This window comes from Micromonospora thermarum, assembly GCF_012034245.1.
GTDB classification, from domain to species: domain Bacteria; phylum Actinomycetota; class Actinomycetes; order Mycobacteriales; family Micromonosporaceae; genus Micromonospora; species Micromonospora thermarum.
The window spans coordinates 96,682-120,758 of the sequence record NZ_JAATEO010000019.1; the positions used below are offsets into that span (position 1 = coordinate 96,682).

The window sequence follows — 24,077 nt, forward strand, 5'->3', positions numbered from 1 at the left end:
CCACGTGGACACGGATGGGGACGACGATGGCGAGGACGCGCGAGGGGCGCGGCCGCCGGGCCGGGGCGGTGACCGCCCTGGTCGCGGGCGCGCTGCTGGCCTGGCCCGGCACGGCGTACGCGGCGGACGTGACGGTCCAGCCGACGCGGGCCCGGCAGGGCGAGGCGGTGAAGCTGGAGTTCGTGGTGCCGGAGGAGCGGGCCGGCACCCGCACCGAGCGGATCGAGGTCCGGCTGCCCGCGGACGCCCCGATCGCCGAGGTCTACCCGATGTCGGTGACCGGCTGGGCGCCCCGCATCGCCACCCGCGAGCTCGACCGGCCGGTCGCCGGCATCCACTCCTCGCGCGTGACCATGGTGACCAGCGCCGTGACCTGGTTCCGCATGCCGGGGTCGGCGGCCGGGCCGGCCCGGCTGACGCTGGCGGTCGGCCCGCTGCCGCAGGTGGAGCGGCTGAGTTTCGAGGTGCTCCAGACGTACGCCGACGGCACGGTCGTCCGCTGGTCGGGCCCGGCGGGCGAGAAGGCGGCGCCCGCGCTCACCCTGCTGCCGCCGGCACCGGGCGCGGCCGGGGGCGGGCACGGCCACGGCGCGGCGCCGGGTACGCCCGGCGCGGGCAACCCGGCGGGTACGGCGGACGCCTCGGAGCCGGACGGCGGCAACACCAACGGGCTGCTCGCCGCCGGCCTGCTCGCGGGCCTGGGCGGCGGCGTCGTGGGCGGCTGGCTGCTCAGCCGCTGGCGCCGCCGGGAGCCGTCAGGCGAGCGGAACGACCTGCGCGCGGTCCTCGACGGCGACCCGCCGGGCGACGAGGTCCGACCGGCGGAGCGGACCACCGCGACGGACGAGGCGGCGCGGACGGACACGGCCGAGGAGGCGGAGCGGACGGACACGGTGGCGCGGAAGGGTGCGGTGGCGGCCCCGACACGCTGACCTCGCTCCACCGGCCCACACTCTCGCCCCCTTTGCTCTGCTTCAACGGACGCACCAGTTCCGGCCGGAATCCATCGCGTGGGTTGAAGCAGAGCAAAGGGGCGAAGGGCCCTGGGTGCTGGCCAACGGGCACGGCCGGCACCCGGCGCACCGCCGGCACCCGCGCACGGCCGGCACCGGCGCACGGCCGGCATCGGCACGGCCGGCACCCGGGCACGACGAGCAGCAGGCCGGAGCCGCGACCATGACGCCTCGGCGTCCGCCGGCGGCGCCACGGTCCGCAGGCCGGCCGGCGCGGCAGTCAGGGGAGCCAGTCGGGCAGCGGCTCGCGGGCGTCGAGCCATTCGGTCGGCACCCCGCCCGGGGTGCCGACCCCGGTGTACGCGGCGACCACCGCCCCGACGATCGCGGCGGTGGTGTCCACGTCACCGCCCGCCTCGACGCAGGCGCGGACCGCCGCCGGGTAGTCGTCCAGGTGGCCGGCGGCGACCCAGCAGGTGAAGGCGACGGTGTCCTGGGCGGTGACCCGGGAACCGTTGCCGAGGGCGGCCACGACCTCCGCCAGCGGCCGGCCGAGCAGGCCGGCGGCCCGCCGTACGCCCCGGTGCACCTCGGTGGCCGGGTCGAGCGTGGCGGCCACGCCGGCGAGCAACCGGCCCGGTTCCGGGCGGTGCCCGTCCAAGCGACCGCGGGCGGACAGCGACGCGGCCACCGCGACCGCGACCGCGCCGGCGACGCCCTCCGGGTGGGCGTGGGTCACCTCGGCCGAGGCCCGGGCCTGCGCCGCCGCCCGGGCGGTCGAGTCGGCGAAGTACGCCCCCAGCGGCCCGACCCGCATGGCGGCGCCGTTGCCGCACGAGCCCTGCCCGTCGAAGGCCGACGCGGCGGCGACCGGCCACGGGGTGCCGGTACGGATCAGCCGCAGGATGGCGACCGCCCCCGGGCCGTATCCCCGGTACGGCTCGCACCGCTCGGCGAACGCGAGGGCGAGCGCGTCCCGGTCGATGCGGCCGCCCTCGGCGAGGGCGGCGACGACGGAGCACGCCATCTCGGTGTCGTCGGTCCACGCCCACGGCGGGGGCGGGAGCCGGCCGGCGGCCAGATCGGCCGGGCGCCGGCCCGGAACGAAGAACTGGGAGCCGAGCGCGTCGCCGACCGAGAGGCCGGCGAGCGAGTCCCGGGCGAGCGCGAGTCGGGTGTCGGCGAAGAGCGTGAAGGACATCGTTGTACCAGCTTGCCGGTTTTGCGGGGGCGCCGCAACGCGATCAACTTGCCACGCCGAGTACCGTCTTGGCGTGGCCACCGTGCTCCTGGTCGAAGACGACCACGTCGTCCGCGGCGCGATGCTGCGTTCCCTCGCCGACCGGGGGCACGCCGTGCACGCGGTGGGCACCGCGCTCGACGCGCTGCGCCGGGTGGCGGCCGAGACACCCGACCTCGTGGTGCTCGACCTGGGGCTGCCCGACCTCGACGGCTCGGACGCGCTGCGCATGCTGCGGGGCATCACCGACGTGCCGATCATCATCGCCACCGCCCGCGACGACGAGCAGTCCGTGGTCCGGCTGCTGCGGGCGGGCGCCGACGACTACATGGTGAAGCCGTTCACCGGCGCGCACCTGGACGCCCGGATCACCACCGTGCTGCGGCGCGCCGGCCGGGCCAGCCGGAGCGTACAGCCGGCGGTGCACGAGGTCGGCGGGCTGCGCGTCGACGTCGGGGAGCGCAGCGCCCACCTCGACGGTGAACCGCTGGCGCTGACCCGCAAGGAGTTCGACCTGCTGGCGTATCTCGCCGCACGACCCGGCCGGGTAGTGTCCCGCCGCGAGCTCTTGGAGGAGGTATGGCGGCAACCGTCGGTCGGCGAGGACCAGACCATCGACGTTCACCTGTACTGGCTGCGTCGCAAAATGGGCGAGTCCGCGGCGAAGCCACGCTACCTGCGCACCGTGCGGGGGGTGGGCTTCCGACTGGTGCCGCCGGACTGAGGCGGACGCTGGCCCTGGTCACGGCCGGCATGTGCACCCTGGTGGCACTCGCGTTCCTGGTGCCGCTCACCTCGAGCCTCGGCGACCGCGCCCGCGAGGAGGCGATCGCCGACGCGGCCCGGCGCAGTGCGCTGGTCACCGGAGCGCTCGCCGTGAGCACCGCCCCGGAGGTGGTCGAGCGGGCGGTCGCGGCCAGCGGGGACGACCCGGCCACCCGGCCGGTGGTCCACGGGCTGGACGTCGACGCGTCCGCGGGCCGGGCCGCCGCCGCGGATCTGGAGCGGGCCCGGGCCGAGGGGCGCTCGCTCGTCGTCGACGTCGACGGTGGTGTGGTACGCCTCGACCCGGTGCTGCTCGGCGACCGGACGGCGGTGGTCGAGGTCTTCGTGCCCGGGTCCGAGCTCGACGGGGGCTCCGGCGACCGGTGGCTCCTGCTGCTCGGCGTGACCGTCGCCCTGGTCGGCGCGGCGGTGCTCATGGTGGACCGGGTGGCGGCCCGCGCCGTGGACGCGGCGCGCGGCCTGGTCCGCGCCGCGGGCGCCCTCGGCGGCGGCGACCTCAACGTCCGCGTGGAGCCGACCGGCCCGCGGGAGCTGGCCGAGGCCGGGTACGCGTTCAACCGGATGGTCGAGCGGCTGGTCGACGCCCGCGCCGACGAGCGGGAGCTGGTCGCCGACCTGTCGCACCGGCTGCGGACGCCCCTGACCGCGCTCCGGCTCGACGCCGAGGCGCTGGAGTCCGACGACACGAGCATCGGGACGTTCAGCGAGGCCGAGCTGGACCGGCGACGCGGGATCCGGCGGATCCGGCAGGCGATCGTCACCCTGGAGGGCGAGGTCGACCAGCTCATCAAGACCACCCGCAAGGCGGTCACCCAGGAGACCGCGCCGGCGACGTGCGACGTGAGCGAGGTGGTCCGGGAGCGGATGGTGTTCTGGTCCGCACTGGCGGGCGACCAGAACCGGCCGCACCGGGTCATCGGCGCGCAGCTGCGCATCCCGGCGCCGGTGCCCCGGGCGGAACTGGCCGCCGCGCTGGACGCGGTGATCGGCAACGTCTTCCGGTACACGCCGCAGGGCACCGCGTTCGAGGTGGCCGTCTCCCGGCGGGACGGGTACGTGGCGATCCGCGTCGACGACGCCGGGCCGGGCATCGCGGACCCGGACCGGGCGCTGCGCCGGGGTGCGAGCGACCGCGGTTCGACCGGTCTCGGGCTGGACATCGCCAAGCGGGTGGCGTTGCAGGCGAACGGGTCGGTCAGCATCGACCGGGCCCGGCTGGGCGGGGCGAGCGTGGTCATGCTGCTGGCCGACCCGGAGGCGACACCCCGCCAGGTGAGCCGGTTCGGTCTGGTGGGCCGGATGGCCCGGGACGTCCGCGACCAGAAGGCCAGCGGCCGCCGGTGGCCGCGGCAGCGCGACACCGGCTGACCCGGGGCGGGCTGTGGGCCGGCGCAAGTCTTGCTTAGATCCGGGTTAACACCGGCGCCGTCCCGACGCGCAGCTGCCAGGATCAAAGGCACGAACCCATCAGTTCCGCCGGCCACCTGCCCCGCGCACCTTCGGCCGGTGGGGCCGTGCGCGCGGCGGGAGAATCGGTCCCCCCACACCGCCTCCCGCCGCGCGCCACTCCCGACACGACGCCGTGATCCGCATGATCAGGCTCGAACATGGAAGTAGTGGCCTTCCCCGCGGCGGGGAGGCCACTACTTCATGGATCGAGCACGATCTCGGCGACACGTACCGGCCGGCGGCCGGGGTCAGCGCGGGGCGGTCGCCAGGTACGCGTCGATCTCGCCGGCGAGGCGCTGCTTCGCGGTCGGGTCGAGGAAGGACGCGGTCACCGCGTTGCGCGCCAGCGCGGCCAGTCCGTCCGGGCCCACGCCGAGGAGGCGGGCCGCCACCGCGTACTCGTCGTTCAGCGTCGTGCCGAACATCGGCGGGTCGTCGGAGTTGATCGTCACCAGGACGCCGGCCGCCACCAGCCGGGGCAGCGGGTGGTCCTCGATCCGCGCCACGGCCCGGGTGCGCACGTTGGAGGTCGGGCAGACCTCCAGGGCGATCTGCCGCTCGGCGAGGTACGCGAGCAGCTGCGGGTCGTCGGCGGCGGAGATGCCGTGCCCGATCCGCTCGGCGCCGAGGTCGCGCAGCGCGTCCCAGACCGTCTGCGGGCCGGTGGTCTCCCCCGCGTGCGGGACCGACCGCAGGCCGGCCGCCCGGGCCTGGTCGAAGTACGGCTTGAACTGCGGCCGGGGTACGCCGATCTCCGGGCCGCCCAGCCCGAAGCTGACCAGCCCGTCGGGGCGCTCCTCCAGGCAGATCCGCAGGGTCTCCTCGGCCGCCGGCAACCCGGCCTCACCCGGGATGTCGAAGCACCAGCGCAGCTCGATGCCGAAGTCGGCCTCGGCACGCTTGCGGGCGTCCTCGATCGCCTCGCAGAACGCCGGCGCCGGGATGCCCCGGTGCACGTGCGAGTACGGGGTGACGGTCAGCTCGGCGTAGCGGACCTGCTGTCGGGCCAGCTCACGGGCGACCTCGTGGGTGAGGATCCAGACGTCCTCCGGATCCCGGATCAGGTCCACCACGCTCAGGTAGACCTCGATGAAGTGCGCGAAGTCGCGGAAGGCGAAGTAGTCGGCGAGAGCGGCCGGGTCGGCCGGGACCGGGCTGCGACCCTCGTGGCGGGCGGCCAGCTCGGCGACGATCCGGGGCGAGGCGGAGCCGACGTGGTGCACGTGGAGCTCCACCTTGGGCAGTCCCGCGATGAAGGTGGGCAGGTCGGTCACAGGTTCTCCTCTGCACGGGCGCCGGTTCGGGCGACGAAGAAGACGCGTCGGAATGGGAAGTACACCTGGCCCTCGCGGGGCGGGTACGCCTCGGCGAGGCGTACGCCCAGCTCGGTCCGGAAGGCGGACCAGCCGGCGGCGTCCAGCGCCGCCCGGACCGGGCGCAGCGCCGTCCCCTCCATCCACGTGAGGACGGGGTGGTCCCCGTCGGCCGGGGCCGGGAGCAGGTGCACGTAGGTAGTCTCCCAGGCGTCCACGGCGCAGCCGGCGGCGACCAGCAGGTGCGTGTAGCCGACCGGATCGTCGACGGGTGCCTCCCGCAGCAGCGGGCCGAGCAGGTCGCGCCAGGCGGGACGGGCGGCGACCGCGCGGAGGGCCCGGTGCGAGGGCGCGTCGAAGTTGCCCGGCACCTGCACCGCGATCACGGCGCCGGCGGGCAGCTCGCGGGCCCAGCGGGTGAGCAGGTCCTGGTGGCCGGGCACCCACTGGAGCACGGCGTTGCTGACGACGACGTCGGTGTCCGGGCCGGGGCGCCAGTCGCGGACGTCGGCGACGGCGAAGTCGACCGGGGCGGCCAGGGCGGCGGCGCGGTGCACCATCTCCGGGGAGGAGTCGAGGCCGGTCACCCGGCTGCCCGGCCACCGGTCGGCGAGGGTGGCGGTCAGTGTGCCGGGCCCGCAGCCGAGGTCGACCACGGCCCGCGGCCGGTCGGCGGGGACGCGGGCGAGCAGGTCGTGGAACGGCCGGGACCGTTCGTCGCCGTAGCGCAGGTACGCCGTCGGATCCCACACGCGAGCCTCCCAAACCGTACGTCCGTCTTGTTAACCGTACGGCCCGACGCGCGGCCCGGCAAGCGGATCACAGTGCGGCGTCCAGGGACGTTGCCAGTGTCGCGGCGAGGTCCAGGCGGCGAGCCGGCAAGGCGGAGTCCGGCCCGGATACCGGTGTTGTATCCGGGCCCGACTCCAACGCCGCCGGTCGTTGTCTGGGCCCGCCGGGGCGCGGCGAACGTTCCTGGACGCCGCACTAGGCTTGGGGCATGGAGCAGCGCACCTTCCCCCGGCTGGGCCGGACCGTCGGCGTGATCGGGCTCGGTGCCTGGCAGCTCGGCGCCGACTGGGGCACCGTCAGCGAGGACGACGCGATGGCGGTCCTCGCCGCCGCCGTCGACTCGGGAGTCTCCTTCCTGGACACCGCCGACGTCTACGGGGACGGCCGCAGCGAGCAGTTGATCGGGCGGTTCCTGCGCACCCGGCCCGACGCGGGGCTCACGGTGGCCACCAAGATGGGCCGCCGGGTCGCCCAGACGCCGGAGGCGTACACCCTCGCGCACTTCCGGGAGTGGACCGACCGGTCCCGGAAGAACCTCGGTGTCGACACCCTCGACCTGGTGCAGCTGCACTGCCCGCCGACGCCGGTCTTCGCCGACGACGCGGTGTTCGACGCCCTCGACACGCTGGTCGCCGAGGAGCGGATCGCCGGGTACGGGGTGAGCGTGGAGACCTGCGACGAGGCGCTCACGGCGATCGCCCGTCCGGGCGTGGCCAGCGTGCAGATCATCCTCAACGCCCTGCGCCTCAAGCCCCTCGAACGGGTGCTGCCGGCCGCGGCCGCCGCCGGCGTCGGGATCATCGCGCGGGTGCCGCTCGCCAGCGGCCTGCTCTCCGGCCGGTACGACGAGCACACCACCTTCGCCCCCGACGACCACCGCACCTACAACCGGCACGGCGAGGCGTTCGACGTCGGCGAGACGTTCTCCGGCGTCGACTTCACGGTGGGCCTGGAGGCCGTCCGCCGCCTCGCGCCGCTGGTCGGCCCGGACCGCACGATGGCGCAGTTCGCGCTGCGTTGGGTCGCCGACCAGCCCGGCGTGACCGTGGTGATCCCCGGCGCCCGGGACGCGGCCCAGGCCCGGGCCAACGCCGCCGTGGCCGACCAGCCGCCACTGTCCGAGCAGGACCGGGCGACCGTCACCGAGGTGTACGACGAGCTGATCCGACCGCAGGTGCACGACCGGTGGTGAACGGGACGGACCCCGGGCGGGGACGGGAGAACGTGATGAAGGGCTGGCTGACGCTCACGGTGGGCCTGGTGGCCGTGGTCCTCGGTGCGCTCTGGACGGTGCAGGGGCTCGGGCACGTCGAGGGCAGCGTGATGACCGGTGTGGACCTGTGGGTCGTCGTCGGCCCGGTCGTCGCGCTCGCCGGGCTGGTCCTGCTCTGGCTCGGCCTGCGCGCCCGCGACCGGCGCTGACGCTCCCGCCCGCGCCACCCCCGTGACACCGCGCCCCGGGGCGACCGACGCCGACGCTCCCGCCGGATCACGGCGCGCCGCGCGCATCCTGACCGGACACAGGGAAAGCCCCGCATCCCGGACGGGATACGGGGCTTCGCGTCGATCCGGGGGGCCGGATCGCCCACTGGCCGGGCTGCCGGCCGGCACCACTCAGAGGGGGCGGACCTGCTCGGCCTGCGGACCCTTCTGACCCTGGGCGATCTCGAACTCCACCCGCTGGTTCTCCTCCAGCGTGCGGTAGCCGCTGGTCTGGATGGCCGAGAAGTGGACGAACACGTCAGCACCCCCGCCGTCGACGGTGATGAAGCCGAAGCCCTTGTCAGCGTTGAACCACTTCACGGTTCCCTGCGCCATGTGTATCTCCTTCTAAAACTGGCGGCCGAGCACGCCGTGCGGCCGGTTGGCCGTTTTCGAGCAGCGGCGCCTGAGGCGGCCCCCGTTGAAGGAGACTTCTCTCAACCCACGCCATCTCTACAACAGCGTGGAACAGCAAACCACGTACGCAAAAACTCTGCACAGCCTACCGGACGAAATTCTCCGACATGTGACCTGTCGGATGCCAGAGATCAGTCCGGTGGGTACCTTCCGACCGGCGAAAGGCCCCCTCGCCGCTGGAGAAATGGCAAGGGGGCCCAGGTCGAGCGCCGCGTCAGTCCGGCCACCGGCCGGTCAACCGGCGTACGCCGATCGCGCCGCCCCGGTCGACGGCGGCCCGCACCACCGCGAAGATGGCCCCCTGCAGCGCCGCCGCCGCGAGGATCTCGCCCCAGCGGCGGTCCTCGTCGGTCGCGCTCGGCGCCTCGCCGTCGCCCGCGGTCACCTTCCACACCTGCCGGAAGATGACGCCCGCGACGGTGCCGGCGGCGATACCCATCAGGACGCCGACCGGCTTGTACGCGGCCTTTCCGATACCCCGGCTCACCGGCGCCTCCCTCGGACGATCATCAGCACGACGGCAGCGGCCAGCGCGCCCGCCGCGAGCGCGGCGAACGGCGCCGGGTTGCCCCGCACCCGCTCACCCCGTTGCCGGGCCTGCCCGCGCACCCGGGCGACCGTCATCGCGGCCTGCTCCCGCATCCGCTCCTTCGCCTGCTCGGTGGAGGACTTGAGGCGCTTCTTCACGTCGGCCTTGGCCGCCAGCGCCTCCACGGTCTCGCCCAACTCGACCCGGGTCCGCCGGATCTCCTCCCGGAGGGCCTCGGTGTCGCTGCCCCGCCCGTTGCCCGTCATGCCCGTCTCCCGTCCTTCACCGCCGCGGTGACGGTGTCGAGGTCCGCGCGGACACTGCGCACCGTGGCCGCCGGGACCGGCGGGACCGCCTGGCTGACCTGCTTCTTGCCGATCAGGGCGAGGATGCCCGCGACCAGGAAGAGCACCACCGCGACGATCAGCGCGGCCGCCCAGGCGGGCAGGACCAGGTCCAGCAGCAGGATCGCGGTCGCGACCAGGGCACCGAGGCCGTAGAGCGCCAGCGCGCCGCCGCCACCGAAGAGACCGATACCGATACCGGCGTGTTTGCCCTTCTGGGTCAGCTCCGCACGCGCGAGGGCCAGCTCGTCGCGGACCAGGCGGGAGACCTGCTCCGTGGCCCGCTGCACGAGCTCGGCGGTGGACGGCTCGCTCCCGGTCCGGGTCGTGCGGGCATTCGCCACGTCAGCCATGCTGTCCTCCTTTCATCATCACCGCGCTGTATGCCCGGAGTCGCCGCCCGTCAATCCTTCCCGGCCGTCCGACCGCCGCGTCCCCGCGACCTACCGGAAGGCGCGGGGTGTCGGGCAGCACGTCCCCGAATATGCGGAAACCAAACCTTCGTGCTCCCCTGCCCGCCCAACGCCGGCCTCGACGCGAGGTCACGCCATGCCGCCCCTTTCCCGCTCGCGATCATGCACATTCGGCCCCCCTTTGGCCCTTTCCGCACTGTTTCGTCCGGGCAGGACGTGCATGATCGGCGCGGATGGCGTCGGGGTGCCGACACGAACGAGCCCCCGGGCGCCGGAGGCGACCGGGGGCTCGTTCGGACCGGGGTCGGGTCAGCGGCGGGCGTCCACCGGTTCGTCGGGGCCGACGAAGGCCTCGCTGCGGGCGTCGCCGTCGTCGCTGCCGCCGAAGACCCGGGCGTCGTCGGGCACGTCGCCGTCGGCGAGCCGGCGGGCGGGGCGCCGGGGCTGCACCCACTGCCACGCCAGGTTGCTGTCGGCGTCGCCCACCTCGGCGCGCATCCGCGGCATGGCGGTCGGTCGCTGGTCCCGGACCCAGGCGACCAGGTGCTCGCGGACCAGACAGCGCAGGTCCCACAGGCTGCCGGCGTCCGCCGCGCTGACCAGGGCGCGGACCTTGATCATGCCGCCGGTCGCGTCGGTGACCTGGAGTACGCAGACCCGGCCGTCCCACAGCTCGCTGCTCTCCACCAGGCGGCGCAGTTCCTCCCGCATCGCCTGCACCGGCACCGACCAGTCCACGTCGAACTCGGCGGTGCCGAGCACCGCCGCCTCGGTACGGGTCCAGTTCTGGAACGGCGTGCTGGTGAAGTACGACGTGGGCAGGATCAACCGGCGGTCGTCCCAGATCTGCACCACCACGTAGCTGAGGGTCAGCTCCTCGATCCGGCCCCACTCCCCCTCGACCACGACGACGTCGTCGAGGCGTACGGCGTCGCTGAACGCGAGCTGGAGGCCGGCGAACACGTTGCCGAGCAGGCTCTGCGCGGCCAGCGCGGCCACCACACCGACCACACCGGCGCTGGTCAGCACACCGGCGCCGATGCCCCGCACGGCCGGGAAGGTCATCAGCATCACGCCGAGGGTCAGCACCACGATCACCGCGATGGTCAGCCGGCGGAGCATGACCACCTGCGTGCGTACGCGCCGGGCGTGCCGGTTGTCCGGCACGTCGACCCGGAACCGGGCGAGCGCCGTGTCCTCCGCGACCACCAGGAGCGCGGCGACCAGCCAGGCGGCGGTGGCGATCACGGCGAGCACCAGCACGTGCAGGAGGACCTGCCGCCACGCGCTGCCGACCGCGTACCCGGTGGTGAACCGGACGGCGAAGTGGACGGCGAGGACGGTGGCCGCGACCTGGAACGAGCGGTGCGCGTGCTGGGTCAGCTCCGTCATGAGCAGCGACCGCCGACCGAGTCGCCGGATCATCCGGTGGACGACCTCCACCACGAACAGGGCGATCGCCGCCGCAGCGAACACGGCGACGATCGTCCCGAGGTAGCTCTGCACAGGTAGTTCCCCTCTTCAACCGGACGTCGAGCGCATCGGGCAAAACCCCAATGGTGCCGGTGGACGGCGGAATCGACCAGTTCAGACCTTCCGGTAGCGGGACTGGAGGAAGCAGAACACGCCGAACGCCGCGATGCCGAGGGCGACCACGGTGAGCAGCACCTGCCCGTACGCCTGCTCGCGCAGCGTCCGCAGCGCGGCGTCGAGGCCGCGGGCCTTCTCCGGGTCGTAGTTGACGGCCGCGACGACCACCAGCAGGCCGGCGATCCCGTACGCGATGCCCTTGGCGACGTAGCCGGCGACGCCGAGCCGGCGGGTGAGCTGGCGGGTCCGCGGGCTCATCTCGCCGGTCCTCAGGTGCTTCTCGAAGCGCTTGACCAGCCCGTAGATCACCAGGCCGACGCCGATCGCGGCGAGGACGAGGCCGGCCAGGCCGACGAGCCAGCGACCGCCGGCGGACTCCATGGCCCGGCCGGTCAGGGCCTCCTGCTGGTCCGCGCTGTTGGCGGAGGCGTCCCTGAAGACCTTGAACGCGGTCCAGGCGAAGTAGAGGTAGACGAGGGTCCGCCCGAGCGAGGCGAGCCGTTCCCAGACCCGTTCCCTGCCCTGCTCGGCACGGTGGCCGACGGCGGCCTCGAGGGCCTGCCAGCTCGCCATGGCCGCCAGGCCGACCGCGATCGTGACGACGAGGACCTTGCCGAGGGGCTGGGCGGCGATGGTCCGCAGCGCGCCGGACTGGTCACCGCCGGCGGCGGGCTTCCCGAACGCGATCTGCAGCGCCAGCCAGGCGAAGAGGAGGTGCACAACCCCGTAGCCGATGAAGCCGGCCCGGGCGAGGAGTTCCAGCCACTTGCTGTTCGCCGTGCGGGCGGCGGTGGCTTCGGCGTTCCGGGTGAGAGACATGGCGGCTCAATCTCCGGACGCGAAGATTTCCAAACGTGGCCCCACCGCCGCCGCCCGGGCTCAGCCGGCGTTGGCCGCCACCTGGATCTTGACCTCCTGGTCGGTCACGCTCTCCAGCGTGACCGCGAAGTCGCCGACCTGGGCGGCCTGCTGGCCGGTGGTCAGCGTCACCTGCTCGCCGGCGATCTCGACGGTCACCTGGTCGCCCTCAGCGCCGACCAGCTTGGCCTCGACGCCGAGGATGTTGGCCGAGGCGTCGACACCCCGGTCGAAGGTGACCGTGCAGGAGCCGGCCAGCGAGCAGTCGGTGGAGGCGCCCTCGGAGCTGCAACCGGCCAGCACGGCCACACCGAGTGCCAGGCCGGCGAGCAGGCCGGCGGCCCGGCGGGCGGGGGTCAGGGGGAGCTTGCGTCGGTTCGTCACGGCGCCAAGAGTACGAGACGCCGGCGACCCGGCCATGATCGTCGGCGGCCGCTAGGGTCCGGTCATGCCGTTCGACATCGCCCGCACCCGGGCCGCGTACCCCGCCCTGACCGAGGGCCACGTCCACCTCGACGGTGCCGGCGGCACCCAGACCGCCGGAGCGGTGATCGAGGCGGTTGCCGACTCGATGCGGACGGCGCTCGGCAACCGCAGCGCCGCCAACCTGCCGGGCCGCCGGTCGCTGGACCTGGTGGACGCCGCCCGGGCGGCGGTGGCGGACCTGGTCGGGGCGGCGCCGGAGGGCGTCGTGCTGGGCCCGAGCGCGACCGCGCTGACGTACACGCTGGCCCGGACGCTCGGCGCGACCTGGCGGCCCGGCGACGAGGTGGTGGTGTCCCGGCTCGACCACGACGCCAACGTCCGGCCGTGGATCCAGGCCGCCGAGGCGGCCGGCGCGACGGTGCGCTGGGCCGAGTTCGACGGGCGCACCGGTGAGCTGTCCGCCGGCCAGTACGCCGACCTGGTCGGCGAGCGGACCCGGCTGGTCGCGGTGACGGCCGGCAGCAACGCGATCGGCACGGTGCCGGACGTGCCGGCGATCGCCAAGACCGCCCACGCGGCCGGTGCGCTGGTCTGCGTGGACGGCGTGCACTCGGTCCCACACGGGCCGACCGACCTCACCACGCTCGGCGCGGACTTCCTGGTCACCAGCGCCTACAAGTGGTCCGGGCCGCACCTGGCCGCCATGGTCGCCGATCCGGCGCGCTGGGAGCGGCTGCGCCCGGCGAAGCTGCGCCCCTCCTCCGACGCGGTACCCGACCGGTTCGAGTACGGCACGCCGAGCTTCCCGCTGCTGGCGGGCGTGGCCGCCGCGGTCGACCACCTCGCGGGCCTGGACCCGACGGCGACCGGGAGCCGGCGGGAGCGGCTGCGGACCAGCCTGGCCGCCGCCCAGGCGTACGAGGAGTCGCTGCTGGCGCGGCTGCTCGACGGCCTCGCCGCGCTGCCCGGCCTGACCGTGCTCGGCTCGCCCACGCGGCGCTGCCCGACGGTGTCGTTCCGGCTGGCGAACCTGTCCCCGGCGGCGACGCAGGAGGCCCTCGGCGCGGCCGGGCTCTGCCTCTCCTCCGGCGACTACTACGCCTACGAGTACTTCCAGACGATGGGGCTGCGGGACAGCGGCGGGGCGGTCCGCGCCAGCATCTACCACTACAACACCGACGCGGAGGTGGACCGCCTCCTCACCGAACTGGACACCCTGACCCGCGCCGGGGGCAGAATGGCCGGGTGAGCACCCTGGTCGAGGACAATCCCGCCAAGCACCGTTTCGAGATCCTGGTCGACGACGCCCTCGCGGGCTTCACCGCGTACGTGCCCCGGGACGGGTACCTGGTCTTCACGCACACCGAGGTGAACGAGAAGTTCCAGAACATGGGCGTCGGCGCGGCGCTGGTCCGGGGCACCCTCGACCAACTGCGCGAGCGCGGCACGAAGATCGTCCCCCAATGCCCCTTCGTGGCGGCCTTCATCAAGCGCCACCCCGAGTACGCCGACCTGGTGGCCCAGGGGACCTGACGCCCGCACCCGGCGCCAGGCGCCCCGACGACGCCGGGCCGGCGCCCGTCAGGCGGCGCCGGTGAGGATCTCGGCGGCGGCGACGCCGGCGGCACGGGTGGCGCCGTGGGTGGCGAGATGCACCCGGCCGGTGACCAGCTCGGGCACGCCCAGCTCGACGACGACCGCGTCCGGACGGGCGGCCAGGGCGCGGTCGACGGCCGCCCGCATCCACCGGTGCCGGTGCAGGTCGCGCACCACCAGGACGACGTGGCGGCCGGCGGCACCGGCCGTCGGATCCCGGGGCACGTCGGCCTCGGCGTACCGGACGGCGGTGGTGCCCGGCAGCAGGTCGGCCAGCGGGGCGGCGACGCCCCACGGCGTCTCCGAGCCGATCGCGATGTTGCGCGGCGGCTCGAACTCGACCACGTGCGCCGGGCCGGCCAGGGGCAGCAGGCCGAGCCCGCCCCGGGCCGTGGTGACCCGCACGGCACGCCGGGCGGCGGCGAAGCCGACGCCGGAGCCCTCGTCCGGCAGCCGGACCGGCCGGTCGGCGCGGGCGGCGACCGTCCAGGCGGCGAGCTGGCCGACCCGCTTCGCGGCCTCGGCGAGCCGTTCCTCCGGCAGGTCCCCGGAGACGACCGCGGCCACGATCGCGTCCCGCAGGTGCCGCGCCGACTCCTCGTCGGCGCGCTCGCCGCCGACGCAGATCGCGTCGGCGCCGGCCGTCAGGGCCCGCACCGCCGCGCCGGCGAAGCCGTACCGGTCGGCGACCGCCCGCATCTCCACCGCGTCGGTGACGATCACGCCGGAGAACCCGAACTCGTCGCGGAGGAGTCCGGTGAGGATCCGGCCGCTGAGGGTGGCCGGCAGTTCCGGGTCCAGCGCAGGTACGAGCAGGTGCCCGGTCATCACCGCCTGGACCCCGGCGGCCACGGCCGCGCGAAAGGGGGCCAGCTCCACGGCGTCCAGCCGCGGCCGGTCACCGGTGATGCGGGGCAGGTCGTGGTGCGAGTCGACCCGGGTGTCCCCGTGGCCGGGGAAGTGCTTGGCGCACGCCGCCACGCCGCCGGTCTGGAGGCCGCGTACCCAGGCGGCGGTGTGCCGGGCGACCAGGGCCGGGTCGGCGCCGAACGAGCGGACGCCGATCACCGGGTTGTCCGCGTTCGAGTTGACGTCGGCGTCCGGCGCGTAGTTCAGGGTGACGCCGAGGGCGGCGAGTTCCGCGCCGAGGTCGCGGGCGACCTCCTCGGTCAGCGCCGGGTCGTCCACCGCGCCGAGCGCGAAGTTGCCCGGCCGCGAGCTGCCCCGGCCGGACTCGATCCGGGTGACGTCGCCGGCCTCCTCGTCGATGGCGACGACGACGTCCGGGCGCTCGGCGCGCAGGGTCGCGGTCAGCGCGGCGACCTGCTCCGGGTCGACGACGTTGCGGGCGAAGAGGACCACCGAGCCGAGCCCCTCGCCGAGCCAGCGGCAGACCCAGGGCGGCGGCGTGGTGCCGACGAAACCGGGCTGCAGGACGGCGGCGGCCAGGGACGCGAGATTCCCCTCGGGCATGGTCACGCTCCCACTCCGGCCTGCTCCTCGATCACATCGCTCATGCGGTCGTCGTCCCCCGTCTCTGCGCGGCCCGGCACCCCCGCGACCGGCGGCGGTGCTGCCATGGTCACACCGCGCGATCAAATAGTCAATAAACCTTACAGTTGCCGTCCCCACATCTGGCGGCGACAGTGCGGGGATGGACACCGTGCTGCTGGCCGAGGCGACGAGCCCGGCCGACGTCCCCGGCGTACGCCTGCTCGGCGTGGTGGTGGGCGGCCTGCTGCTGCTCGCCGCGATCCGCGCAATGTTCCGCCGCTGAACACCCGGACCGCACCGCCGCTCCCGCCCGGCACCGCACGTCGCTCACGCCCACCCTCCGCGCGGGCGCGGCGAACCGCCGCCGAAGCCGGTGCCGCCCGGCGCGTTCTCACGGCGCTCCTCCGGGTACCGACCCGTCGACGGCTTTCCGGCGAGGGGGACGACCATGAGGATCGGCTACTTCCTGTCCACCGAGGAGTTCACGCCGGCCGAACTGCTGGCGCAGGCACGCGGCGCCGAGCGGGCCGGCTTCGAGGCGCTGTGGATCTCCGACCACTACCACCCGTGGACCGACGCGCAGGGGCAGAGCCCCTTCGTCTGGTCGGTCATCGGGGCGCTGAGCCAGGTGTGCCGGCTGCCGGTCACCACCGCGGTCACCTGCCCCACCGTCCGGATCCACCCGGCCGTGGTGGCGCAGGCGGCCGCGACGAGCGCGGTGCTGCACGAGGGGCGCTTCGTGCTCGGCGTCGGCACCGGCGAGGCGCTCAACGAGCACATCCTCGGCGACGTGTGGCCGCACACCGACACCCGGCTGGAGATGCTCGAGGAGGCCGTCGCCGTGATGCGCGAGCTGTGGCAGGGCGGCTTCGTCAGCCACCGCGGCCAGCACTACACCGTCGACCACGCCCGGATCTACACGCTGCCCGACACGCCCCCGAAGGTGTACGTGTCCGGCTTCGGCCCGAAGGCGGTCGACGTCGCCGCGCGCATCGGCGACGGCTACATCAACACCTCACCCGACGCCGAGCTGGTGCAGCGCTTCCGCTCCGCGGGGGGTGGCGACAAGCCGGTCCAGGCCGGCTTCAAGGCGGCGTACGCGGACAGCGAGGACGAGGGCGCGCGGATCGCGTACGAGCGCTGGCCGAACGCGGGCGTACCCGGCGAGCTGTCCCAGGTGCTCTCCTCCCCGCGCCACTTCGAGCAGGCCGCGAGCCTGGTGCCGCAGGAGATGATGAAGTCGGCGTTCGTCTGCGGCAACGACGCCGACGCGCACGTGGCGAAGATCGAGGAGTACGCGAAGGCCGGCTTCGACGAGGTGTACGTGGCCAACGTCGGCCCGAACTGGCCGGGCCTCTTCGACCTCTACGAACGCGACGTGCACCCCCGCGTCCGCTGACCCGTCCGGCGGACAGCGGCGGAAGAAGCGGCATCAGTGCCGCATCGGCGAGGTGCCCGACACAAAGGAGCCCCGGCACCCATCGCGGGTGACCGGGGCTGCCTGCGCTCGGGTCAACCTACGGTGCCGATCTCCTTGGCCAGGTTGACGAAGCTCCGCCAGGCCGCCGGCCCGAAGGTCAGCGTTCCGCCGTCTCGATCCTTCGTGTCCCGGACCAGGACGATGCCCGGAAGGTTGTCGGCGACCTCGACGCACGAGCCACCGTTGTTGCCGCTCTTCGTGCTCTTGCGCCACTGCGCACCGGTCATGTCCATGATCCTGCCGCTTCCCTGATCAGGTTCAACGATTGGTTTCGGGAGAGGGCGTCACCCCTGATGCGCTCCCACCTACGACTGAGCGTAGCAACGTCCGCAGCTTGATTTAGGATCTGTGCTGGCGCCTGGCTGTCGACGTGCGCGACGTGCTCGCCACCAGGTAACTCGGCGATGATGAAGCCTCCGCCGAGCCCCGGATACATGCCGACGTCTCTGGGCACGATGTGCACCTGCACCGCGGTCATGGTCGCGTACTCGGCAAGGTGTTCGACCTGCTCGCGCATCAACTGGCGGTTGCCGTACGCCGACTGATACAGCACGCCCTCGAAGATGACGGCCGTCAGTAGTGGCGGACGCTCCCGGCGCAAGATGGCCTGACGCTCGATGCGAGAGGCGACCAGTTCATCAACTTCCGCCGGAGTCAGCGCCTCTCCGGCCAGCGTTGCCCGCGCGTACGCCTCGGTCTGAAGCAGGCCGGGCACCCAACAGTGCTCGAACCATCGCAAGGCGACCGCCTCGCGTTCCCAGTCGACCCACTCGCGTAGCCACTGCGGCTCACGGCGCTTCAGGACATCAGGCCATAGGTCACCAACGTCCCGCCCAAGGATCGCCGCCACCTGAGCGCGTCGGCGGGGTTGCGGGACACGTCCCGGCGAGACCCAACGCGCTGCCGTCTTGGAATCTACGCCCGTCTGAGCGGCCAGACTCTCCGCCGTCTGGCCTGCCTTGGCCATGGCTGCCTGAAGCGCAAGGTTCATCCCACCTCCATCATGGACGTCCCGGACATCAACAGACCATACGCCAACGCTGTGTACTGGTCCCGTAGCTCTCGGCAGGGTGGCCTACAGACGGCGTGAGCCGGTGGAGGACCCGAAGCCCGCCGGCCGCGTTCGTGCCGGGGGTCGCCATGGGCGAGCAACCGAGGCGACCCCCTCTCACGTTCCGGTGAAGGAGGCTCGGCAGTGAAGGTCCGCTTCTGGCAGCGCGGCTCCAGGGTGTCCATGCTTCGACCGCAAGGAGTGCACCCCGCGTGGAACGCGCCAACGCGCGTCCTCCGGCCGATCGAGCCCGACCCGCGCCGGCTGACCCTGCCGCCCATCGAGCCCGGTCCAGGCCGCGCCGGCAACCTGACCCCGGCGCAGATGTATCGCACCATGTGCGAGCGTGGCCGGTGAGTGGCCGTCCACACCTTCCGGGCCGTCCCCACTGGCGTTGCCGCACGTGCGGCGCGCACTGGCCGTGCCAGCCGGCCAAGCTCGCTCTACTGACCGAGTTCGCCGGGCACACCGTGGCACTCGCCTTCTACCTGGCGGCAGCCCTACGCGAAGCGGTCGACGACGCCGCCAAACTCGGTCAGACGCCGGACCTTGCGGCGCTGACCGGTCGTTTCGTTGGGTGGGTCTCGGTAGCCCACCGCAGGACCAAAGGAGGTGAGCAACGCGCGCCAGGCGAGAGCACCGCCGCCCCCCGCCTAGACTTAGCCCGCCCCTGACCTGCCCGGACACGCGACAACGGAGACGACATGCAGGTGACCGAAGCCCTTGACGCCATCGCGGCACTGATCCGCGCCAGCGAGCATCCAGACATCACGGACGTTGCGCGCTATGGCACGGACACCCGCGCGGGCGGACAGTCGCCGTCTGGCGTGAAGGTGATCTACCAATCCGGCTCCGCCGCGATGCTCTGGGCTGCCGACGCACCCCGCCCGGCACCGGCACCCGTACCGCTTCCCGCCGAGATGCCGCCGCCAGCACAGCGGGCCACCCGGCTGCTCATGTTCACCGTGCAACTCCTCGACGTCGCCCGTCCGCCGATCTTCAAGAGCTGGGAGCCGTGCGGCTTCCCCGATGTTCACCTGACGCCGGCTGCTTTGCGGATCACCTGCCAAGACGGAAGCACGCTCTACCTTCGCGTGACTGCCGCAACCGGCCCGACCGGCGACCCAACCGAGGACCCTCACCCCGATTACCGATTCCCCGAAGGAGTCCGCACATGGCCCCCGGTAGTCAGTGCTCAGTCTGTGGTGCCCGAGTAGGCGTCTCCCCCGGCAAGCCGTGCCCGCCGCACCAGGCGATGGGTAGCCGAGGCACGTGCCCCGGCTCGGGACAGCCGACGTACTGACCGCTACAACGAAGTGGGAGCCCCGGCCGCTCGCCTCTCAAGGAGCGAGAGCCGGGGCTCTGTCGTGAGCCGGCGGGGTGGCGGCATGGCCCCTTCAGCCCGGCCGCGGTTTCGCCGCTGATCACCCGGGGTACCTCCGGCCCTCGATGAAGCTGTCCACGCACTCGATGACCTTGCGCCGCGCCGCGAAGAACCTCTTCGGCTGGACGGCGCTGCGGCCCCACCAGCTCGCCGCGATGCGGGCGGTGATGAAGCGCCGTGACGCGCTGGTGGTCCTCCCCACCGGCGCCGGCAAGTCGGCGATCTACCAGATCCCGGCCAGCCTGATCCCCGGTCCCACGGTGGTGATCTCCCCGCTGCTGGCCCTCCAGCAGGACCAGATCGCCGCGCTGAACGAGCGGCAGCGGCCCGAGCTGCGGGCGGTCCGGATCAGCTCCGACGAGTCGCCGGCCCAGCAGGCCGAGGCGATCGAGGAGATCCGGGCCGGACGCGCCGAGTTCCTCTTCATCACGCCGGAGCAGCTCACGAACCCGGACCGGATGGCCGAGGTCCGGTCGCTGAAGCCGGCGCTGGTGGCGATCGACGAGGCGCACTGCATCTCCGCGTGGGGCCACGACTTCCGCCCCGACTACCTGGCGCTGGGCCACCTCATCGAGGGGATCGGCCGGCCGCCGGTGGTCGCCCTGACGGCCACCGCCTCCCCGCCGGTCCGCGACGACATCGTCGCCCGGCTGCGGCTGCGTACCCCCGAGATCGTCGTGTCCGGACTGGACCGGCCCAACCTCTTCCTCGAGGTGGCCCACTGCCCGACCGAGGACTACCGCTGGCGGCGGCTGATCGCGTTGCTGCGCGACGACGAGCGGCCGGGCATCATCTACGTCCCGACGCGACGGGCCGCGGAGGACCTGGCCGGGCGGCTGACCGACGCCGGCTTCCCGTCGAAGCACTACCACGGCGGCATGCCGGCCGGGGCCCGGGCAGAGCTGCACGAGGCGTTCCTCGCCGACCAGGTGCCGATCATGGTGGCCACCTCGGCGTTCGGCATGGGCATCGACAAGCCCAACATCGCCTGGGTGGTGCACATGGCACTGCCCGACTCGCCGGACAGCTACTTCCAGGAGATCGGGCGAGCCGGGCGCGACGGCGAGCCGGCCCGGGTGCTGCTGCTGTGGCAGGCCGAGGACGTCGGGCTGCAACGCTACTTCACCGGCGGCCTGCCGGACGAGAACGAGCTGCGGGACCTGTCCGCGCTGCTGCGGCGCAAACCCTGCACCCGGAAGGAGCTGCGGGAGCTCACCGGCCTCGGCCCGCGCAAGCTCGGGCAGTACCTCGCGTTGCTGGAGCAGGTGGGCGCCGCCGAGCCCCGAGGCAGGCAAAAAATCGGCGCGCCGCGCTACTCGCCGACACCCGTGGAGGCCGCCGCGGCGGCCCTCGCCGAGGCGGAACGGCAGCAGACGGTGACGCGCTCGCGTACCGACATGATGCGCGCCTTCGCCGAGACCACCGCCTGCCGCGGCCAGACCCTGCTCGCGTACTTCGGCGAGCAGATGACCGCGGTCTGCGGGCACTGCGACAACTGCCACGCCGGCACGAGCACGGCGGACAACGGCGCGGTCGGCCCGTTCCCGGTGCACAGCCAGGTCCGGCACCCCGAGTGGGGACCGGGTCTGGTGTTGAGCTACGAGGACGACCGCATGACGGTTCTGTTCGACGAGGTGGGGTACAAGACGCTGTCCGTCAGCGTGGTGTCCGAACAGGCCCTGCTGACGCTGGACTAGCCTGAGGCGGCCGCCCTCGGCGGGGCGGCCGGACGCCGCGACGCAGCGCGGCGGTCGGAGACGCCGTGGCGCGGGTGGCCGTGGCGGGCACGAGCGAGAGAAGGAGCGGTGCCGTGATCGAGCAGCCGGCGTACACCGGGTTCGGTTTCACCGACGGGGAGTGGGGGCTGCTGGTCGGCCTTCCGCAGTCGGTGCTGACGGCGGCGAGCGCCGCGGAGTCCGACGGCACCCGGCGCACGATGGCCGAGAACGCGGCCGGCATGGACACCATCTCCGCCGGGCGCGAGTCGGCGAGCCCGCTGGTGGCCGCCGTGGCCGGCGAGATCGTCACGCGGGTCGGTGACCCCGAGGCCGGCGCGGAGCTGCCGGTGATCGAGCCGGCGGACCCGCGGGCGCTCATGGAGGACGTGCTGGGCCGGGCGAAGGAGGCGGCGGCGCTGCTCGCCGCCAAGGTGGACGAGGGCGAGGCCGGAGCGTACAAGCACTGGCTGATCGAGATCGCCGAGCAGGTGGTCGGCGCGGCGTCCACCGGCGGCATCCTGGGCCTCGGCGGGGACGTGGTGAGCGACACGGAGCGACGGTTCCGGGACCGGCTCTCCCAGGTCCTCAACGACTGACGACGGCGGCGGCGGTGGTCCCGGCGGGGGCCACCGCCGCCGTCGTGCGTGCCGACTGCCGGGCGGTCAGGCGACCCGGCGGCGGAACAGCAGCGCGGCGAGCACCATCGACGCCACCAGGATCCCGACGCACCAGGCCACCGCGCGGGCCGGCGCCGTCCCCGCCGGGGGTCGCCAGCAGCAGCGCGCGCAGCGTCTCGATGACCGGGGTCACCGGCTGGTGGTCGGCGAACCCGCGCAGCCACGCCGGCATGGTCTCCACCGGCACGAACGCGCTGCTGGGGTACGGCAGGAACATCACCAGGAAGGTGACGCCGCTGGCCGCCTCCGGGGTGCGGGCGAGCAGGCCGAACGCGGCGGACAGCCAGGACACGGCGAGCAGGAACAGCAGCAGCACCCCGGCCGCGGCGAGCGTGCTCACGCAGCACGGTCCCCGGCGGACGAGATGGCGGACGGCATGACGGCACTACCGGTCGAGACGTTGGACACGACGCTGGTGTCTCCGGCGGACCGGTTCCCGCTGTGGTTGGCGATGTCGGACGACGTCTCCGCGCCGATCAGTTTCACCAGTGAGCACGCGCACGACTTTCGCGGCCGCGCCCGGCTGGTCGGCCTCGGCGACATCGCGGTGACCCGCTTCCGGTACCAGTCCCTCGTCGGCCGCACCTCACGACTCATCCGGCAGGGCGACCCGGGGGTCTACCAGATCGCCCTCCCGTACGCCGGCTCCCGCGCGATCAGCGCCCGCCGGCGCGACCCGGCCATCCCCAACGGCGACTTCACCCTCATCGACTGGGGTCGCCAACACGACCTCTCCCACATCATCGGGGCGGAGGGGCAGGAGCCGGCGGCCCACCTCGACGCCGAGGAGGAGACCGTGGCACAGTCGATCCGCCGGCGCCGGCTCGAACGCTGCCGGCACGACCTGCTCGCGCCCCTGCTGCGACAGCTGCCGGTGCACCAGGTCGCCCGCCGGTGGGGTTCACCGACCCGGCCCACTTCAGCCGTGCCTTCCGCGCCGCGTACGGCATGAGCCCGGCGGCGTACCGGGAGCGACACGACCCGTCCGCCGCGGAAGGATCCCGCTCCCGGCAGACCCGATCCGACACCGCCGAACCGGAGGGACCATGCTGACGCCGACGATCGTGGACACGGAGCAGGTGGCGGCGGCCGACCGCTTCGGGATGTGGCTGGACCTGGTGGCGCGTACGGCGGCGCCGCTGCGGATCCACTCCGCGCACGCCCACGACTTCACCGCCCGGGCCGAGCTCATCGAGCTCGGTCCGATCCAGGTCGTCAACTACCGCTACCCGTCGCTCGACTGCTTCCGGACGCCCAAGCTCGTCCGGCAGTCCGATCCCGAGATCTACCTGCTGGCGCTGACCACCGCGGGCGCCAGCGCCGCCGAACAGGAGGGCCGGCGCAGTGCCGGCCACGCCGGCGAGTTCACGTTCTACGACGGTTCCCGACCGCACGAGGTGCACCACCAGGGGGACGACGGTGGCCGGGAAGCCGCCCGCTCGATCGTCGCGATCCTCCCGCACGCGGCGCTGCCGCTGCCGTCGCAGCGCCTGACTCCCCTCCTCGGTGGCCGGATGCCCGGCACGGAGGGGGTCGGCGCCCTGCTGGCCCAGTTCCTCACCCAGATCGCCACCCATCCGGAGCAGTACCACGCGGCGGACGCCGGCCGGCTCGGCACCATCGGCCTCGACCTGGCCACCACCCTGCTCGGCCGGCACCTGGTGTCGGAGGACGCGATCCCCTCGGAGGTACGCCGGCGGGCCCTCGTCACCCAGGTGCAGGCGTACATCCAGCAACGCCTCGGCGATGCGGCGCTGAGCCCCCAGGCCGTCGCCGACGCCCACCACATGTCGCTGCGCTCGCTGCACCGCCTCTTCGAGGCCGAGGAGACGACCGTGGCGTCGTACATCCGTGGGCTTCGGTTGGAGCGCTGCCGGCGCGACCTCGCCGACGTCGCGCTGCGCCGGCAACCCATCCAGGCCATCGCGGCACGCTGGGGCTTTCCCGACAAAGCACACTTCAGTCGGTTGTTCCGGAGCGTGTACGGAACGACCCCGCAATCCTGGCGGGAGTCGGCCGGGGATAGGCACGGATAGGCAACCGCACGGCGTCCGCGGTCAACCCGCCCGGGGGACACTGGACACC

At 73.7% G+C, this 24,077-nt stretch carries 29 protein-coding genes; 15 read left to right on the forward strand and 14 right to left on the reverse strand.

Annotated features, from left to right (window positions below; translation table 11 throughout):
- The first annotated feature begins 26 nt into the window (after positions 1 to 26).
- On the forward strand, positions 27 to 932 hold the full coding sequence (locus tag HCJ94_RS18365; RefSeq protein ID WP_168002252.1) for a DUF1775 domain-containing protein: 906 nt from the start codon (positions 27 to 29) through the stop codon (positions 930 to 932).
- A 301-nt stretch (positions 933 to 1,233) separates the two neighbouring features.
- Here HCJ94_RS18365 and HCJ94_RS18370 read toward each other — a convergent pair whose 3' ends face one another.
- On the reverse strand, positions 1,234 to 2,154 hold the full coding sequence (locus HCJ94_RS18370) for an ADP-ribosylglycohydrolase family protein (protein WP_168002253.1): 921 nt from the start codon (positions 2,152 to 2,154) through the stop codon (positions 1,234 to 1,236).
- 73 nt (positions 2,155 to 2,227) lie between these two features.
- Here HCJ94_RS18370 and HCJ94_RS18375 point away from each other — a divergent pair, with 73 nt between their 5' ends.
- Complete coding sequence (locus tag HCJ94_RS18375) at positions 2,228 to 2,917, forward strand: response regulator transcription factor (protein WP_155332820.1); 690 nt, start codon at positions 2,228 to 2,230, stop codon at positions 2,915 to 2,917.
- A gap of 29 nt (positions 2,918 to 2,946) precedes the next feature.
- Positions 2,947 to 4,347, forward strand: coding sequence for a HAMP domain-containing sensor histidine kinase (locus HCJ94_RS18380; RefSeq protein ID WP_168002254.1), 1,401 nt, complete (start codon positions 2,947 to 2,949; stop codon positions 4,345 to 4,347).
- Positions 4,348 to 4,676: 329 nt separating this feature from the next.
- On the opposite strand, the gene HCJ94_RS18385 is transcribed toward HCJ94_RS18380, so the two are convergent.
- Complete coding sequence (locus HCJ94_RS18385) at positions 4,677 to 5,702, reverse strand: adenosine deaminase (RefSeq protein WP_168002255.1); 1,026 nt, start codon at positions 5,700 to 5,702, stop codon at positions 4,677 to 4,679.
- Positions 5,699 to 6,493: a trans-aconitate 2-methyltransferase gene (locus tag HCJ94_RS18390; protein ID WP_168002256.1), complete on the reverse strand. Its 795-nt coding sequence runs from the start codon at positions 6,491 to 6,493 to the stop codon at positions 5,699 to 5,701. The genes HCJ94_RS18385 and HCJ94_RS18390 overlap by 4 nt, the downstream gene beginning before the upstream one ends.
- A gap of 248 nt (positions 6,494 to 6,741) precedes the next feature.
- Between HCJ94_RS18390 and HCJ94_RS18395 the strand changes: the two genes are divergently transcribed.
- Complete coding sequence (locus HCJ94_RS18395; protein WP_168002257.1) at positions 6,742 to 7,725, forward strand: aldo/keto reductase; 984 nt, start codon at positions 6,742 to 6,744, stop codon at positions 7,723 to 7,725.
- Positions 7,719 to 7,955, forward strand: a complete 237-nt coding sequence (locus tag HCJ94_RS18400; RefSeq protein ID WP_168002258.1) for a hypothetical protein — start codon at positions 7,719 to 7,721, stop codon at positions 7,953 to 7,955. Before HCJ94_RS18395 ends, HCJ94_RS18400 begins: the two co-directional genes overlap by 7 nt.
- Positions 7,956 to 8,147: 192 nt before the next feature.
- Here HCJ94_RS18400 and HCJ94_RS18405 read toward each other — a convergent pair whose 3' ends face one another.
- From HCJ94_RS18405 to HCJ94_RS18435, 7 genes are all read right to left on the reverse strand, one after another.
- On the reverse strand, positions 8,148 to 8,351 hold the full coding sequence (locus HCJ94_RS18405) for a cold-shock protein (RefSeq protein ID WP_011905669.1): 204 nt from the start codon (positions 8,349 to 8,351) through the stop codon (positions 8,148 to 8,150).
- A 295-nt stretch (positions 8,352 to 8,646) separates the two neighbouring features.
- Positions 8,647 to 8,919, reverse strand: coding sequence for a DUF4235 domain-containing protein (locus HCJ94_RS18410; protein WP_168002259.1), 273 nt, complete (start codon positions 8,917 to 8,919; stop codon positions 8,647 to 8,649).
- A complete protein-coding gene (locus HCJ94_RS18415; protein WP_168002260.1) occupies positions 8,916 to 9,227 on the reverse strand; it encodes a DUF3618 domain-containing protein in 312 nt (103 codons plus the stop codon). Before HCJ94_RS18415 ends, HCJ94_RS18410 begins: the two co-directional genes overlap by 4 nt.
- Positions 9,224 to 9,658, reverse strand: a complete 435-nt coding sequence (locus HCJ94_RS18420; protein WP_168002261.1) for a phage holin family protein — start codon at positions 9,656 to 9,658, stop codon at positions 9,224 to 9,226. Before HCJ94_RS18420 ends, HCJ94_RS18415 begins: the two co-directional genes overlap by 4 nt.
- A 369-nt stretch (positions 9,659 to 10,027) precedes the next feature.
- Complete coding sequence (locus HCJ94_RS18425) at positions 10,028 to 11,224, reverse strand: mechanosensitive ion channel family protein (protein WP_168002262.1); 1,197 nt, start codon at positions 11,222 to 11,224, stop codon at positions 10,028 to 10,030.
- Positions 11,225 to 11,305: 81 nt separating this feature from the next.
- A complete protein-coding gene (locus HCJ94_RS18430) occupies positions 11,306 to 12,127 on the reverse strand; it encodes a DUF1206 domain-containing protein (protein WP_168002263.1) in 822 nt (273 codons plus the stop codon).
- A gap of 60 nt (positions 12,128 to 12,187) precedes the next feature.
- Positions 12,188 to 12,550, reverse strand: a complete 363-nt coding sequence (locus HCJ94_RS18435) for a hypothetical protein (RefSeq protein ID WP_168002264.1) — start codon at positions 12,548 to 12,550, stop codon at positions 12,188 to 12,190.
- Between the two features lie 64 nt (positions 12,551 to 12,614).
- Here HCJ94_RS18435 and HCJ94_RS18440 point away from each other — a divergent pair, with 64 nt between their 5' ends.
- Positions 12,615 to 13,841, forward strand: a complete 1,227-nt coding sequence (locus HCJ94_RS18440; protein WP_168002265.1) for a cysteine desulfurase-like protein — start codon at positions 12,615 to 12,617, stop codon at positions 13,839 to 13,841.
- Positions 13,838 to 14,125, forward strand: coding sequence for a GNAT family N-acetyltransferase (locus HCJ94_RS18445; RefSeq protein WP_168002266.1), 288 nt, complete (start codon positions 13,838 to 13,840; stop codon positions 14,123 to 14,125). The genes HCJ94_RS18440 and HCJ94_RS18445 overlap by 4 nt, the downstream gene beginning before the upstream one ends.
- A gap of 48 nt (positions 14,126 to 14,173) precedes the next feature.
- Here HCJ94_RS18445 and HCJ94_RS18450 read toward each other — a convergent pair whose 3' ends face one another.
- A complete protein-coding gene (locus HCJ94_RS18450) occupies positions 14,174 to 15,667 on the reverse strand; it encodes a glycoside hydrolase family 3 protein (protein ID WP_309227333.1) in 1,494 nt (497 codons plus the stop codon).
- A gap of 175 nt (positions 15,668 to 15,842) precedes the next feature.
- On the opposite strand from HCJ94_RS18450, the gene HCJ94_RS30795 reads away from it, so the two are divergent.
- Both HCJ94_RS30795 and HCJ94_RS18455 read left to right on the forward strand, forming a co-directional pair.
- Positions 15,843 to 15,965 carry a hypothetical protein gene (locus HCJ94_RS30795; RefSeq protein ID WP_255481084.1) on the forward strand — a complete coding sequence of 41 codons (123 nt, stop codon included), beginning with the start codon at positions 15,843 to 15,845 and terminating at the stop codon, positions 15,963 to 15,965.
- A gap of 165 nt (positions 15,966 to 16,130) precedes the next feature.
- Positions 16,131 to 17,081, forward strand: a complete 951-nt coding sequence (locus HCJ94_RS18455; protein WP_168002268.1) for a TIGR03557 family F420-dependent LLM class oxidoreductase — start codon at positions 16,131 to 16,133, stop codon at positions 17,079 to 17,081.
- 113 nt (positions 17,082 to 17,194) lie between these two features.
- Here the strand turns inward: HCJ94_RS18455 and HCJ94_RS18460 are convergent, their stop codons facing one another.
- Both HCJ94_RS18460 and HCJ94_RS18465 read right to left on the reverse strand, forming a co-directional pair.
- The gene (locus HCJ94_RS18460; RefSeq protein WP_168002269.1) at positions 17,195 to 17,389 is read right to left on the reverse strand and encodes a DUF397 domain-containing protein; all 195 of its coding nucleotides are present in this window, start codon (positions 17,387 to 17,389) and stop codon (positions 17,195 to 17,197) included.
- Positions 17,386 to 18,153, reverse strand: coding sequence for a DUF5753 domain-containing protein (locus tag HCJ94_RS18465; protein ID WP_168002270.1), 768 nt, complete (start codon positions 18,151 to 18,153; stop codon positions 17,386 to 17,388). The genes HCJ94_RS18460 and HCJ94_RS18465 overlap by 4 nt, the downstream gene beginning before the upstream one ends.
- Before the next feature lie 764 nt (positions 18,154 to 18,917).
- On the opposite strand from HCJ94_RS18465, the gene HCJ94_RS18470 reads away from it, so the two are divergent.
- The 3 genes from HCJ94_RS18470 to HCJ94_RS18480 all read left to right on the forward strand — a co-directional run bounded on the left by HCJ94_RS18470 (position 18,918) and on the right by HCJ94_RS18480 (position 21,911).
- Positions 18,918 to 19,430, forward strand: coding sequence for a hypothetical protein (locus tag HCJ94_RS18470; RefSeq protein ID WP_168002271.1), 513 nt, complete (start codon positions 18,918 to 18,920; stop codon positions 19,428 to 19,430).
- Between the two features lie 232 nt (positions 19,431 to 19,662).
- A complete protein-coding gene (locus HCJ94_RS18475) occupies positions 19,663 to 21,294 on the forward strand; it encodes a RecQ family ATP-dependent DNA helicase (RefSeq protein WP_168002272.1) in 1,632 nt (543 codons plus the stop codon).
- A 113-nt stretch (positions 21,295 to 21,407) separates the two neighbouring features.
- Entirely contained in the window at positions 21,408 to 21,911 is a 504-nt protein-coding gene (locus tag HCJ94_RS18480) for a hypothetical protein (protein WP_168002273.1), read from the forward strand.
- Here HCJ94_RS18480 and HCJ94_RS18485 read toward each other — a convergent pair.
- Positions 21,901 to 22,332, reverse strand: coding sequence for an ABC transporter permease (locus HCJ94_RS18485; RefSeq protein ID WP_309227334.1), 432 nt, complete (start codon positions 22,330 to 22,332; stop codon positions 21,901 to 21,903). The two genes, HCJ94_RS18480 and HCJ94_RS18485, sit on opposite strands and share 11 nt — an antisense overlap.
- 36 nt (positions 22,333 to 22,368) lie before the next feature.
- Here HCJ94_RS18485 and HCJ94_RS18490 point away from each other — a divergent pair, with 36 nt between their 5' ends.
- Genes HCJ94_RS18490 through HCJ94_RS18500 form a run of 3 tightly spaced genes read left to right on the forward strand, consistent with a single transcriptional unit; the run spans position 22,369 to position 24,028 of the window.
- Complete coding sequence (locus HCJ94_RS18490) at positions 22,369 to 22,944, forward strand: AraC-like ligand-binding domain-containing protein (RefSeq protein ID WP_168002274.1); 576 nt, start codon at positions 22,369 to 22,371, stop codon at positions 22,942 to 22,944.
- A complete protein-coding gene (locus HCJ94_RS31510; protein WP_168002275.1) occupies positions 22,887 to 23,045 on the forward strand; it encodes an AraC family transcriptional regulator in 159 nt (52 codons plus the stop codon). The genes HCJ94_RS18490 and HCJ94_RS31510 overlap by 58 nt, the downstream gene beginning before the upstream one ends.
- Positions 23,039 to 24,028: a helix-turn-helix domain-containing protein gene (locus tag HCJ94_RS18500; RefSeq protein WP_240944318.1), complete on the forward strand. Its 990-nt coding sequence runs from the start codon at positions 23,039 to 23,041 to the stop codon at positions 24,026 to 24,028. The genes HCJ94_RS31510 and HCJ94_RS18500 overlap by 7 nt, the downstream gene beginning before the upstream one ends.
- The last annotated feature ends 49 nt before the right edge of the window (positions 24,029 to 24,077 follow it).

Coding starts and splice junctions, on each gene's coding strand:
- HCJ94_RS18365 (WP_168002252.1), top strand. CDS start 27: ATGGCGAGGACGCGCGAGGGGCGCGGCCGCCGGGCCGGGGCGGTGACC.
- HCJ94_RS18475 (WP_168002272.1), top strand. CDS start 19,663: ATGAAGCTGTCCACGCACTCGATGACCTTGCGCCGCGCCGCGAAGAAC.
- HCJ94_RS18465 (WP_168002270.1), bottom strand. CDS start 18,153: ATGAACCTTGCGCTTCAGGCAGCCATGGCCAAGGCAGGCCAGACGGCG.
- HCJ94_RS30795 (WP_255481084.1), top strand. CDS start 15,843: ATGGACACCGTGCTGCTGGCCGAGGCGACGAGCCCGGCCGACGTCCCC.
- HCJ94_RS18405 (WP_011905669.1), bottom strand. CDS start 8,351: ATGGCGCAGGGAACCGTGAAGTGGTTCAACGCTGACAAGGGCTTCGGC.
- HCJ94_RS18470 (WP_168002271.1), top strand. CDS start 18,918: ATGCAGGTGACCGAAGCCCTTGACGCCATCGCGGCACTGATCCGCGCC.
- HCJ94_RS18440 (WP_168002265.1), top strand. CDS start 12,615: ATGCCGTTCGACATCGCCCGCACCCGGGCCGCGTACCCCGCCCTGACC.
- HCJ94_RS18380 (WP_168002254.1), top strand. CDS start 2,947: ATGTGCACCCTGGTGGCACTCGCGTTCCTGGTGCCGCTCACCTCGAGC.
- HCJ94_RS18455 (WP_168002268.1), top strand. CDS start 16,131: ATGAGGATCGGCTACTTCCTGTCCACCGAGGAGTTCACGCCGGCCGAA.
- HCJ94_RS18370 (WP_168002253.1), bottom strand. CDS start 2,154: ATGTCCTTCACGCTCTTCGCCGACACCCGACTCGCGCTCGCCCGGGAC.
- HCJ94_RS18430 (WP_168002263.1), bottom strand. CDS start 12,127: ATGTCTCTCACCCGGAACGCCGAAGCCACCGCCGCCCGCACGGCGAAC.
- HCJ94_RS18415 (WP_168002260.1), bottom strand. CDS start 9,227: ATGACGGGCAACGGGCGGGGCAGCGACACCGAGGCCCTCCGGGAGGAG.
- HCJ94_RS18395 (WP_168002257.1), top strand. CDS start 6,742: ATGGAGCAGCGCACCTTCCCCCGGCTGGGCCGGACCGTCGGCGTGATC.
- HCJ94_RS18460 (WP_168002269.1), bottom strand. CDS start 17,389: ATGACCGGTGCGCAGTGGCGCAAGAGCACGAAGAGCGGCAACAACGGT.
- HCJ94_RS18490 (WP_168002274.1), top strand. CDS start 22,369: ATGACGGCACTACCGGTCGAGACGTTGGACACGACGCTGGTGTCTCCG.
- HCJ94_RS18420 (WP_168002261.1), bottom strand. CDS start 9,658: ATGGCTGACGTGGCGAATGCCCGCACGACCCGGACCGGGAGCGAGCCG.
- HCJ94_RS18500 (WP_240944318.1), top strand. CDS start 23,039: ATGCTGACGCCGACGATCGTGGACACGGAGCAGGTGGCGGCGGCCGAC.